Annotated in this window: 9 protein-coding genes; 2 read left to right on the forward strand and 7 right to left on the reverse strand. The window is 44.7% G+C overall.

Going from position 1 to position 12579, the window contains the following annotated elements:
* Window positions 1-80: 80 nt before the first annotated feature.
* Window positions 81-1817 carry a phospho-sugar mutase gene (locus B151_RS0108400; protein WP_020403179.1) on the forward strand — a complete coding sequence of 579 codons (1737 nt, stop codon included), beginning with the start codon at window positions 81-83 and terminating at the stop codon, window positions 1815-1817.
* A gap of 229 nt (window positions 1818-2046) precedes the next feature.
* A complete protein-coding gene (locus B151_RS0108405; RefSeq protein ID WP_020403181.1) occupies window positions 2047-3192 on the forward strand; it encodes a baeRF7 domain-containing protein in 1146 nt (381 codons plus the stop codon).
* Between the two features lie 45 nt (window positions 3193-3237).
* On the opposite strand, the gene dprA is transcribed toward B151_RS0108405, so the two are convergent.
* The 7 genes from dprA to B151_RS0108440 all read right to left on the reverse strand — a co-directional run bounded on the left by dprA (window position 3238) and on the right by B151_RS0108440 (window position 12497).
* Window positions 3238-4359: a DNA-processing protein DprA gene (gene dprA / locus B151_RS0108410; RefSeq protein WP_020403182.1), complete on the reverse strand. Its 1122-nt coding sequence runs from the start codon at window positions 4357-4359 to the stop codon at window positions 3238-3240.
* Window positions 4334-5332 (reverse strand): GTPase ObgE, encoded by a 999-nt coding sequence (gene obgE / locus B151_RS0108415; protein ID WP_020403183.1) that lies wholly within the window; start codon window positions 5330-5332, stop codon window positions 4334-4336. Before obgE ends, dprA begins: the two co-directional genes overlap by 26 nt.
* A 96-nt stretch (window positions 5333-5428) precedes the next feature.
* A complete protein-coding gene (locus B151_RS0108420; RefSeq protein WP_026166575.1) occupies window positions 5429-7603 on the reverse strand; it encodes a S9 family peptidase in 2175 nt (724 codons plus the stop codon).
* Window positions 7604-7673: 70 nt separating this feature from the next.
* Window positions 7674-8522 carry an acetyl-CoA carboxylase, carboxyltransferase subunit beta gene (gene accD / locus B151_RS0108425; RefSeq protein ID WP_020403185.1) on the reverse strand — a complete coding sequence of 283 codons (849 nt, stop codon included), beginning with the start codon at window positions 8520-8522 and terminating at the stop codon, window positions 7674-7676.
* A gap of 446 nt (window positions 8523-8968) precedes the next feature.
* Window positions 8969-9628, reverse strand: coding sequence for a tRNA (adenosine(37)-N6)-threonylcarbamoyltransferase complex dimerization subunit type 1 TsaB (gene tsaB, locus B151_RS0108430; RefSeq protein WP_020403186.1), 660 nt, complete (start codon window positions 9626-9628; stop codon window positions 8969-8971).
* A 29-nt stretch (window positions 9629-9657) separates the two neighbouring features.
* Window positions 9658-11163, reverse strand: coding sequence for an endonuclease/exonuclease/phosphatase family protein (locus B151_RS0108435; RefSeq protein WP_020403187.1), 1506 nt, complete (start codon window positions 11161-11163; stop codon window positions 9658-9660).
* Window positions 11164-11216: 53 nt separating this feature from the next.
* Window positions 11217-12497 (reverse strand): dihydroorotase, encoded by a 1281-nt coding sequence (locus B151_RS0108440; RefSeq protein WP_020403188.1) that lies wholly within the window; start codon window positions 12495-12497, stop codon window positions 11217-11219.
* Between the last annotated feature and the right edge of the window lie 82 nt (window positions 12498-12579).

Genomic DNA, 12579 nt, shown 5'->3' on the forward strand with positions numbered 1-12579 from the left:
ATTGCTATATGGAATTCAGGATAGCTATATTTCGGCTCTGTGGAACAAGTATTCATCAACTTTAAATAACTTTATAAATAATGAACGCATTAGATTCGGCTGTACAAAAGAAAATAGACCAATGGCTCAATGGAAGCTATGACGAGGAAACGAAAGCCGAGATACAACAAAAACTGGATGAGGAAAAGTTTGATGAACTGACGGATGCTTTTTACAAGGATCTCGAGTTCGGAACCGGCGGCCTGAGAGGTATTATGGGAGTGGGTTCGAACAGGGTGAACAAATATACGTTTGGCATGGCTACACAGGGACTTTCCAATTTCCTGAAAAAACAATATCCCGATGAAAACATAAAAGTTATGATCGCCCACGACTGCAGGAACAACTCCGAAACCCTCGCACAAGTGGTTGCCAATGTTTTTTCAGCCAACGGTATTCAGGTGTTCTATTTTGATGAACTCCGTCCCACCCCGGAGTTATCATTTGCTATTCGTGAGCTGGGCTGCAAAAGCGGAGTCATGCTCACTGCTTCTCACAATCCCAAAGAATACAACGGATATAAGGCGTATGGAGCAGATGGCGGTCAACTGGTGGCCCCTTTCGACAAAATGGTGATGGAAGAGGTTCAAAAAATAAATTCCGTAGATGAAGTTAAATTTGACGGCAATGAGGAGCTCATTGAGATGATCGGGGAAGAGATCGATGAGAAATACCTGGACGCCTTAACTTCGTTATCGCTTTCTAAAGAAGCCATTGAACGTCAAAGTGATATGAAGATCGTCTTTTCCCCCATTCACGGTACGTCCCGAAAGTTAGTCCCTGAAGTTTTGAGCCGTTATGGTTTTAAGAACGTGATATTGGTGGAAGAGCAAATGAAAGCCGATGGCAACTTCCCAACCGTGGTCTATCCAAACCCGGAAGAAAAGGAAGCTCTGAATATGGCGCTTGAGAAAGCCAAAGAAACCAATGCCGACCTGGTTATGGCTACCGATCCGGATGCCGACCGTGTGGGTATTGCCGTTCGCAATCTCGCTGGAGACATGGTGCTGTTGAATGGAAATCAAACCGGTTCGCTTATCATCAACTACATGCTGGAAGCCTGGGACGCCGCTGGAAAACTGACGGGAAATGAATATATCGTGAAAACCGTGGTTACTTCTTACCTGATCGACAAGATCGCGGAAACCAAGAATGTAGACTGTTACAACACCCTCACTGGGTTCAAATATATCGGACAGTTGATGACCGAACTGGAAGGTAAGAAGACCTTTATAGCCGGCGGCGAAGAGAGCTATGGCTATCTCATCGGGGAGCATGTGCGCGACAAAGATGCGGTCGTATCTTGTGCCATAATTGCCGAGATGGCAGCTTATTATAAAGATCAGGGGAGCAGCCTTTATGAAGCTTTACTCGATATGTATGTAAAGCATGGGCTCTACAGAGAAGATCTCAAGTCTGTTTATAAAAAGGGTAAATCCGGGGCTGAAGAGATCCAGAAAATGATGAAGAATTTTAGAGCTGAACCTCCAAAAAAATTGGGCGGATCAAAAGTTGTTACCGTGAAGGATTACCAAAACTCAACTTCAAAAGATATTGACTCCGGTGAGGTCACTGAAATTGATCTGCCCAAATCTAATGTTCTTCAGTTCATTACCGAAGATGGCAGTATTGTCTCTGTTCGCCCATCCGGAACCGAGCCGAAGATCAAATTCTATTGCAGCGTGAATTCCAAATTAATGAGTGCTGAAGACTACGACCCTGCAGCTGCCACCCTGGATAAGAAAATTGAAGCGATGATCGAGTCGCTTTCGAAGTAGATTTCGGATCATTTTCTGTTAATTGCTCCCCGGCTCCAGCCGGGGAGCGAATAACGTGAAGCGCCCGCTTCATGTTCTCCTCCAAAAAATACTCCTCGGCCTATCTTTACTTTCATACCAAAACCTTATTAATTGGAGTTACATAAACACAGCATTCGATGGAACACTTCATCACTGAAAATGTTGTATTAGGTACATATTCATCTGCAAAAAAATGAAGGAGTTATAAATGAGTGTCGTAAAAAGAGAAATCATTGAGAACCTGGTCAGTAGTACAAAAGATGTAAATATCTCGATATTTATACCGACTCATAAAAAAGGAGAAGAAGGAAAGCAGGATTCTATTCGCCTGAAGAATATCATTCAAAAGGTTAAGAGTGAACTTCAGGAATTGGGATGGAAAGAAAGCCGTGTAGAAAAACTTTTTGAGGATGTATACGCAAAAACGAAAGAAAATCAGTTTTGGCTGCATCAGGATAAAGGCCTGGCTTTATATGTAAATGAAGATTATTTCGACTTTTTTAAGATCCCGGTCAGCCCGGAGGAGAACTATTATATCGCTGAGAATTTTTTGATCACTCCACTGCTTGAACTTCAAAATCATCACGGTATTTATCATGTTCTGGTGCTAAGCCAAAGTGAAACCAAGATGTTCAAAATCGCACCTGATGCCACCGTGAAAGTGGAGTTTGAAAGCGTGCCTACCAGCATGGAGGAACATTTAAAATATCATGTTCATGAACGTTCCATGCAGCATCATACAGGAGCCAGTGGCAATGGTGCTGTATTCCACGGACAAGGAGGCGAAGGAGATGACAATGCTAAAGAACTGGAATTGTTCTTGAAGCATATAGAGAATAAAGTAACTAAGTATCTTAAGAAAAATAACGGGCCGCTTATTTTAGCCGGACCGGATCGATTGGTTGCCTATTATCGCAAGGCTAATAAATATACCAATGTACTTGAAGAGGCTCTTTCAGGAAACGCTGATAATAAGTCGGTGAAAGAGATCGAAGAGGAATCCTGGGAGATTGCTCAATCCTATTTCCGGCAGGAGATCGAGAGCGATATTGAGCGGTTCAATAACCTTCAGGAAAGTGACCTCATATCTACGGATGTAGCAGAGATCGTAAAAAGCGCCTACTATGGAAAAGTTGACACCTTGTTTGTGCCAATGGGCTTCCGGCAGTTCGGTGCGTTTGATCCCCAGGAAAATCGTGTTGAGATCTCTGACAAACTAAACGGACAAACGGTAGACCTGATCAACTTTGCTGCTGTTTCTGCATTAAAGACAGGAAGCACACTGTATGGACTCCAGCACTCTGAAGTCCCAAAGAACTCCGGGTTAGCAGCGATCTACAGATATAGATCTTAATTTCCGCATCCATGAAGACCCTGAGTCAAATTCAGGGTCTTTTTTTTATTTAAGCTCGAACACTTTTCCTGCTTTTTGAAGCACCAGCTCATCCATTTCTAACTGAAGCAGTTTCACCAGCAACTGGCTGGTTCCAACTGCTACCTCTTCTGCCAGTTCGTCCACTTGGAAGGCTTTCTTTTCAAGTAATTCACAAATGCTTACCGACAACTCATCCAATTCAAACTCACGCCAGTCAGGTTTGGCCTGAACCGGTTCATTAGCAGAATCTCCTGATTGTTGAACCGGCAGCTCATCCAAAATATCATCTACGGTTTGTACTAACTTGGCCGCCCCTCTTTTGATCAGGTAATTGCACCCGGTTCCCGAAGGACTCCCTAACGGATGCGGTATGGCAAACACTTCCCGGTTTTGATCAAGTCCTAAGTCTGCTGTGATCATACTTCCTCCTTTAATGCCCGATTCTACCACCAAAACACCCAGGCTCATCCCACTTACGATCCGGTTTCTGACCGGAAAGTTTCCGGCATCAGGATTTGTACCTAAAGGAAATTCTGTAATAACGGCCCCTCCCGACTTCACGATCTGATTGGCAAGATCTGCATTTTTTTGTGGATATAAGTTATCAATACCCGAGCCTAAAACAGCTACCGTTGCAGCTTCTTGTTCAAGGGCTGTTCTGTGGGCGATAGCATCAATTCCATAAGCCAACCCGCTGAATATGCAAAGGCCTTCATCAGCCAGTTCGCCCGTCAGTTTCTTTGCCATCTTTCGTCCATAGGGCGAGGTATTTCTTGTGCCCACCACAGCGATACCCGGTTTTGATAAGGCCTCAGGGCTTCCTTTCAACCAAAATAAGACCGGCGGGTCGTAGATCTGTTTGAGCAGTGACGGGTATTCCGGATCGGCTAAAGTGATGATCTCAGAACCATTTTTTTCTGTTTGGGTGATGATCTCATCCACCCTGTCCCACTCATCAAAAGCAAGCAGCGACAAGGCAGAGGCTTCTCCAATCCCTTCTACAGCCCGAAGCTCTCTCTTACTAAGGCTAAATATTTTTTCCGGGTCATCCACTTGTTTGATCAAATTAAAAACGCGCCGGCATCCAAACCCCGGAATAATGGAAAGCGCTATAAGTACCCTAAGTTTCTTCGTGTTCTTTTGCATCCTGAATTAACTCCCATAATTTTTCCTTTAACTCATCGACGCCATGACCAGTGGCTGCCGAAATAGGAATAACGGGAATTTCATCATCAAAGTGAAGTTCTTCTTCAAGCTCAAACCCTTGTTTTAAATCCATCTTGGTGATAGCCAGTATTCGTGGCTTATCCAGGAGGTCTTTTCGGTACGATCTCAGCTCATTCAGAAGTGCCTTGTATTCATACTCGATATCGGTCATACTGCTTACCATAAACAGCAACACATTATTGCGCTCAATATGTCGCAAAAACTGTATACCAAGCCCTTTTCCCTCATGGGCTTCCTCAATGATGCCGGGAATATCAGCCATCACAAAACTGCGATAATCATCAAATTTCACCACACCGAGATTGGGTTCTAATGTAGTAAATGGATAGTCTGCAATTTTGGGTTTAGCGTGAGACAATGCCGACAGCAACGTACTTTTTCCTGCATTCGGAAATCCAACCAAACCTACTTCGGCGATCAGCTTCAGCTCCAGTTCAACCACGCGTTCTTCTCCGGGTTTACCTTCCTGAGCATGTTGCGGGGTTTGATTGGTGGAGCTTCGGAAATGCCAGTTTCCCAGGCCGCCCTTGCCTCCTTTCGCGATCACCATTCTTTGGTCATGCTCGGTAATTTCACCCAAACGTTCTTTGGTGTCGGCATCAAAAGCGACGGTTCCAAGCGGGACTTCCAGGATCTCATCTTTTCCATCAGCGCCGGAACTTCGTTGCTTGGCACCATTTTCTCCGTGAGCGGCCTTAATGTATTTACGATATCGAAGATCAAGAATGGTATTCAGCTGCTCATTGCCCACTAAAACAACGTCGCCTCCTTTACCACCGTCGCCGCCGTCTGGACCGCCTTTAGGCACATACTTTTCTCTTCGGAAATGAAGAGAACCGTCGCCCCCTCTTCCGGCTGTTACATAAATTTTGGCGTAATCAGCAAAGCGCATGTTAGATTTTTAGTTTAAGATTTTTGATTGATGATTTACGGCTCGTATTACATGCTACCAGCTGGTTCAACACATCCTGCGTTGGAACCATGATGTTTACAGGTTTTCCAGAATGTAATCGGTCATCATTTTGTATAGATGTTTCCGTGTGTTTCCGCCATAAATGCCGTGATTCCGGTTGGGATAAATAAAAGTGTCGAATTGAACATCAGCGGCAACCAATGCATCTATCATCTCGATAGTGTTCTGATAATGCACGTTATCATCTCCGGTACCGTGGATCAGCAAATAATTTCCTTTGATCTGGCCTGCTTTCACCAAAGGTGAACCGGCGTTATATCCTTCCGGGTTAAGCTGTGGAGTTTGCATGAACCGTTCGGTGTAAATAGTGTCATAGAAACGCCAGTCCGTAACCGGAGCCACAGCGATTGCGGTAGAAAACACGTCATTTCCTTCAGCCAGTGAAAGTGTAGACATGTATCCGCCATAACTCCATCCCCAGATCCCAATTCGGCCTGCATCCACATAGTCCATTTCAGCCAGCTTTTCAGCTACTGCGATCTGATCTTGCGTTTCCAGTACCCCAAGCTGCTTATACGTTTGGTTCTTGAAATCACGTCCGCGGGCTCCGGTTCCCCGATTATCAACTGAAACTACAATATAACCCTGATTTGCCAGGTAATGATGCCAAATGGCACGGTCACGACTCTCAAAAGCCCTGGTTACGGTTTGGCTTCCGGGTCCTCCATACACATACATCAATACCGGATATTTTTTTGAAGGATCAAAGTCGGCCGGCTTCAACATGAACGCATTGAGAGTAGCGCCGTTTACTTCAAACGTTGTGAATTCCTTGTGGATGTAATTGTACTCAGAAAGGTGTTGCTCAAGTTCCTGATTATCCTGAATGGTACGAACCTGCCGCCCATTCTTACGATGCAGCGTTACCACCGGTGCAGAATATGAATCAGACCATGTGTTGATGTAATACTTAAAATCCCGGCTCATATTTACTTCATTCCATCCGGCTTTCTCAGTCAGTTTTTGCTTCCGTTCACCATCTACCCGAACCCGGTAGAGCTGTCTTTCCAAAGGGGATTCTTCCGCACTTACATAATACACCTGGTATTCCCTGTCATCATGCCCGATCAGTTCGGTTACATCCCATGGACCTTTTGTGATCTGCTCAAGTTCTTTGCCCTCCAGATTATAGAGGTAAATATGGTTATAACCGTCTTTCTCACTGGTGGTAATGAACTGCTCTCCGTTGTTCAGAAAGATGAGGTTGTCATGAACGTCCAGCCAGGTATCGCTTTGTTCGGTTAAAATAACTTCCGTTGTGCCTGTTTCAACATTGGCCAGCATCAGATCCTGTTTATTCTGGAGACGGTTCATGCGGCGGATCGCAAGTACATCATTATCTTTTGTCCAGTTTATGCGAGGGATATATTGATCGGTTTCTTCGCCCACATCCATGGTGGTTGTTTCACCGGAATCCAGATGATACACATAAATGGAGACCTTGGAATTTAGTTCTCCGGCCTTGGGGTATTTGAACCGTATTGGTTCAGGATAAAGCTCACCCCATTCAGTCATGAAAAATTCATTCACCCGCTCTTCATTGAACTTATAGAAGGCAATGCGATCTCCATCCGGGGACCAAAACCAAGCTTTTGCAAAGCCAAATTCTTCCTCATACACCCAATCGGCCGCACCATTGATGATCTTGTTGAACTCACCGTCGTTAGTGATCTGTGTCTCTTCACCGGTATTCAGATCAACCCAAAACAAATTATTATCCCGTACAAAAGCAGCCCGGTCTCCGGCCGGTGACAATGCCGCATACTGCTGTTTTTCATCAGAGCCGGTAAGCTTGGTCAGTTCCTTCGTATTTCGGTCGTACACATAATAATTTTCCCGAGTGCTTCTCCGCCAGATCTGTTCAACATCTGTTTTTAACAGGATCTTATTCTCATCCGCAGAGAATTGATATCCCTGTATCCGAAAAGGAGACTCACCGTCGGTACCGGTAAAATCGGCTCCGTCAAACAGCACTTGTTCATTTCCGTTTACAATATGGTAGCGGATGATCTTATTCTCGTTTGTTGCCGAATAGTAGTTCCCATTGTTCATCCAGCGCACATTCTGCACATTCTCGGGAGCAAAAGTGCCATCAAAAAGTTGCTCGAACTCTATGGGTTGTTTGTCTTGTGCTACGGCCGTCAGCGAAAAGAAGGCCAAAAAAAGAACAGATAGTTTTAGTGCTTTCATACTTGGTACTTTGGGGTTAAAACAAGAAAAGAATGCGATGTGCATTCTTTTCAGGGTAAGAGAAATTAAACTAATTGTTTTTATGAAGAACCAGCTTTAGCAGCTTCGTAAGCTTTGCTTTCATTTTAGTTCTTGGCACTATGAAATCTAAAAATCCGTGTTCAAGTAAATACTCTGCCGTCTGAAAGCCTTCCGGCAGATCACGGCCAATGGTTTGGCGAATTACCCGCGGACCTGCAAAACCGATCAGTGCGCCGGGTTCCGCCAGGTTGAAGTCACCCAGCATAGCATAACTTGCCGTTACGCCACCGGTAGTCGGGTCGGTCATATACGAGATATAAGGCACTTTGGCTTCTTCGAGCTGTGCCAGTTTTGCCGATGTTTTAGCCATCTGCATCAAACTTAGAACACTTTCCATCATTCGGGCACCACCGGTCTGGGAAATGATGATCAGTGGAATCTTATTTTCCCGGGCGTGATCAATAGCAATACCCAGGCGCTCGCCCACCACAGAGCCCATACTTCCGCCGATGAAGGAGAAATCCATACAAGCAACCACCAGGTCCAGCTTGTTCATCTTTCCAACCCCAACCCGCGCAGCGTCACTCAATCCTGTTTTCTTCTGATACTGCTTAAGCCGATCGGAATACTTTTTACGGTCTTCAAACTCAAGCGGATCGGTAGGCTGAATTTCCTGTCCCAGTTCCTTGAACTTCCCGTCATCAAAAATGATCTCAAAATACTTTTCGCTTCCAATTCTGAAATGATAGCCACTCAGCGGATCAACCCAAAGGTTGTCTTCCAGCTCTCGCTTGTGAATGGTTTCACCGGTAGTAGGAACTTTGATCCAAACACCTTCCGGCATCTCTTTCTTTGTGTTGGTTTGGATATTCTCGTCTTTTCTTTTAAACCAGGACATAGACTTTATTTTGTGAATTTTCAGACCCACAAAATAAAGATTCTGGAACTTAAATCTGAATCTGATTTAGGTTCATTTACCACTAAATCTCTAACACGGAAAATATATTGTTGAATTGATGCTCTTGAATTCTCAATCTAATATCCTGTTCGAAATATCTGCGCGTTGGTGCCACGGTTGCTCAACCTCCGATATTCATTTTTCCTCAAAACCAACCGGCGAAGGTTTTTCTTATTTGAATATCTAACCCCGGGACTACTATTTCGGTCGTCCCTATCGGGACCTTTAAGTTTTAAACCTTTACCTCGTTCCAAAACCCACAACTGTTCTAAGATTTGATACCGAGTTAAGCTCGTTACGAAAGTCCACCTTCGTAATGCCATTCGGGAAGCTCCGGCTTCCTGCCTATTAATTAACCACACAGAACTGGACAATTTTTCCCCGATTTACTTTACCTTGGTATTATTCACCTGACTGCTGCTCAGATAATTGGATTCAAGTTCCTCTGCGGTGGTTTGCTGGAAAAATTCATCTCCGGAAGGGCTGTTGAAAAGATGAATCAGGTTAGTGGCAGAAATGTTCGACTCCTCTAAAATGATAAGCTTCGAACCTATTTCTTCATTCAAACGATCAATTCCGGTTCCAATGATCTGATCTCCTTCTCCCAATAATTCGTTGATCTCCAAAAGCTCTAAAATCGCAGAATCTGTTGTTGGGGTGAGCCGATCTCCTTTTTCAAATTGTTGATGGTAGAGATGTTTTCGTCGGGCATTTATCACGGCATGAACCGTTCCATATCCGGCGGCCTGAGCAAATCCGGCCAGCGTATTTCCGGCAAAAATATCGACCTTCATCCCGAATAACAGACCCTTGATAGCGCTGGCTGCAATTCGCAATCCGGTGTAGGAACCGGGGCCCGAGCTCACCAAAACGGCATCCAGATCTTCAATCTTAAAACCATGCTCCTGCATCAATTCCCGGATGAAGAGAAACAACAATTCCGAATGAGATCCTTTCCGCTCGGTTCGTTTTTCAAAAATCTCTCCCCCATCATCCTGAAAAGAAACCGAACAAATATTTGTGGAAGTCTCAATCGCTAAAATCATAAATATAGTTACTGATCACTGTTAACTGTTCACTGCACACTGATAAAATCCGGACTCTCTACCACAAACTGCCAATTGCCACGGTATTGAGAAAATCGCCCGTAAAACTGAACTTCCTGATCGGTTCCCGCTACTTCCGAAAGCACAGTATTCAAACGAAATGCCGGTGCGTATACATCATAGGTGATGCCATCGACCACAAAATCATAATCCCCAGTGACGGTTGCCGCAGCCTTCACATATTCATTGAAAAACTCCGGTTTTGTTCTTGGATCTTCAGCGGTGAATTCTTCTTCCGTAATATAATCTTTGGGTTTTGAATAGCTTAGTTCGATCGGTTGCCATTGCTCATCATCATTTTTCGAGAAATCGCTGTATTTGGCTTTTTTATCGGCAACTCTGAATTTCATGGAAACGGGCAAATGATCCGAATATCCACTTCCGGAAAAGGTGGAACTCCAGCGCTTGGGCTCTCCGGAGGTACTAAAGGTATTGAACCCAAAATCTCCTTTTTCAAACGAATTGTCTACGTATTGCAACCCTTCATTATCATACATTCCGGACGAGATCATCATTTGCATAAGCGTACCCCATTTCCCGCGATAGGTATCGGAGCCTCGCTTTTGGATGGGATAATCGTACCATAAATTGTAAACGTATGCTGTATTTCCTTCGGCTACTTTTTCTTCATCTCCACTGGAACCGAGGATGTCATTTACAGCTGTTTTTTCAAAATCATATCGGTGACTTTGGTTATAATCACTGTTGAAATCTCCGGCCAGCACAATATCCAGATCGGGATCTTCGGCAAGCAATTCATCCAAGCGAGCCCGTAACACTTCCGCATTCTGGTGACGCAACTGCTCCATTTCCCAGGATCCGGCTCCTGATTTCCAGTGATTGTTGAACACCACCAGCTCCTGCCCTTCCACATTGACCCAGGTTTCCAAAATCGGTCGTGCTCGAACTAAGTGGTGAATTTTGGTTTTATCATGATTGATCGGGAACCGCGAATAAGTCACCGTCTTCTGAACGGTTTCAGGTTCTCCATCAGCACCCATCTTGCTTTTTCCAACCGACATTTCATATTTCCACATTCCGGCATCGGACATTCCTTTCAGCAATAGTAATTCAGAGGGCAGATCAGCAATTTCTTCGTTGAATCCATCTCCAAGCATCTGTTCCAGGCTGGTTTCATCATACTTTTTCAGAAAATCATCTGCAGAAAGCATCGTGCCAGGCGTAAAATCACTTTCCAATTCCACCATCGCGATCACATCGGGTCCTTTTCCTTCATTGTATTGCTTCAAAACCCGAACCGCATGTCGAATTTTGGTGAGCACATCTTCTTTGGTGTAATTCGGATTTCCATCTTCATCATTTGGGCGGTAATCATCATAAATGGCTACTCCATCCGCATCAAAAAGATTCTCAACATTGTAGGTTACCAGAGTGTATTCATTGGATGCATTTTCCTGAGCAAATACCACAGTTGAGCACCAAAGACTCAAAAGAAACAGAAACAGTTTTTTCATGAAAAAAGAATGAGTTAGATCAAAAATTAAAAAAATGAAAAATCAGGAAATGCTTATCGGAGTTCGTTTAGAACCAACTGACCTTTGTTGAAAATACCAACGGCTCGTCCTTGCAGCTTGGTATTCAGATATGGAGAATTCTTGGATTTAGATCGCACATTTTTAGATGTGAACGTCCATTCTTCATCGGTATTAAAGAAGGTCAGATTGGCCTTTGCTCCCTCTTTTAATTCAGGAATCTCCAGGTTCAGAATTTCCCGGGGCTTATATACCAGCTTATCCATTAGTTGCTGAAGATCCAGTTTTTTGGTCTGAAGAAGCCGCTTATTAGTGATGGACCAAGCCGTTTCCAAACCAATAATTCCATTGGGCGCGTAGATGAATTCCACTTCCTTTTCTTCGATAGCATGTGGGGCATGATCGGTGCAAATGGCGTCAATAGTTCCATCCACCAGTCCGTCTACCATCGCATCTACATCTTCCTGCGTGCGCAGAGGCGGATGCATTTTGAAATTCGTATCAAAGTGCTGCTTCTCAATTTCTTCATCCGTCAGGTCAAAATGGTGCGCACACACCTCGGTGGTTACGTTGATCCCTTTCTTCTTCGCCTGACGAACCAGATCTACCGCATTTTTGGTACTGATATGCGCCACATGAATATGTCCACCGGTGTATTCCGCCAGCATGATGTCACGAGCTATCATCACTTCTTCCGCAATTCCGGGCGTTCCGTCAAGACCCAGTCGCGTTGCCACTTTGCCTTCGTTCATATGTCCGGGCCGGGAAAGCGCAAGGTCTTCTTCGTGGTTGATGATCGGCATGCCCAGCATCGAGGAATATTCCAGGGCTACGCGCATCACCTGTGAATCATAAACGGGATCGCCATCATCACTAAAAGCCACTGCACCGCCTTCCTTAAGATCGGCCATTTCTGCAATGGATTTCCCTTTCCGCTCTTTGGTCACGCAGGCGATTGGGTGCACATCTACCGGCAACTTCTCCGCTTTCTTGATGATATATTCTACCACATCGCGGGTATGCGTAGCCGGACTTGTATTCGGCATGCAAGCTACTGCTGTGAAGCCTCCGAAGGCAGCAGCATCACATCCCGTTTTGATGGTTTCTTTGTGCTCAAATCCCGGTTCGCGGAGATGCACGTGCATATCCATCCAGCCCGGTGACACATAAGCACCTCCAAAATCATGCGTTTCTTCGGATTTTCCAGCTTTGAGATCTGCTCCAATTTCTTTGATCACGCCCTCCTCAATACGGATATCGACCGTTTCGGAACCGGAGTGAGAATTACTGACAGGCTTTACATTTTTGAGAAGCATGGGAGTGTTTTTGGCTTTTAAATTCGCCTGCAAATATACCGCCTTTTGTTCCTAAACCACAAAGGGGACTGTGATGGTTTGA

The sequence above is a fragment of the Gracilimonas tropica DSM 19535 genome (assembly GCF_000375425.1).
Classification (GTDB): Bacteria; Bacteroidota; Rhodothermia; order Balneolales; family Balneolaceae; genus Gracilimonas; species Gracilimonas tropica.

Coding starts and splice junctions, on each gene's coding strand:
- B151_RS0108400 (WP_020403179.1), top strand. CDS start 81: ATGAACGCATTAGATTCGGCTGTACAAAAGAAAATAGACCAATGGCTC.
- B151_RS0108405 (WP_020403181.1), top strand. CDS start 2,047: ATGAGTGTCGTAAAAAGAGAAATCATTGAGAACCTGGTCAGTAGTACA.
- dprA (WP_020403182.1), bottom strand. CDS start 4,359: ATGCAAAAGAACACGAAGAAACTTAGGGTACTTATAGCGCTTTCCATT.
- obgE (WP_020403183.1), bottom strand. CDS start 5,332: ATGCGCTTTGCTGATTACGCCAAAATTTATGTAACAGCCGGAAGAGGG.
- B151_RS0108420 (WP_026166575.1), bottom strand. CDS start 7,603: ATGAAAGCACTAAAACTATCTGTTCTTTTTTTGGCCTTCTTTTCGCTG.
- accD (WP_020403185.1), bottom strand. CDS start 8,522: ATGTCCTGGTTTAAAAGAAAAGACGAGAATATCCAAACCAACACAAAG.
- tsaB (WP_020403186.1), bottom strand. CDS start 9,628: ATGATTTTAGCGATTGAGACTTCCACAAATATTTGTTCGGTTTCTTTT.
- B151_RS0108435 (WP_020403187.1), bottom strand. CDS start 11,163: ATGAAAAAACTGTTTCTGTTTCTTTTGAGTCTTTGGTGCTCAACTGTG.
- B151_RS0108440 (WP_020403188.1), bottom strand. CDS start 12,497: ATGCTTCTCAAAAATGTAAAGCCTGTCAGTAATTCTCACTCCGGTTCC.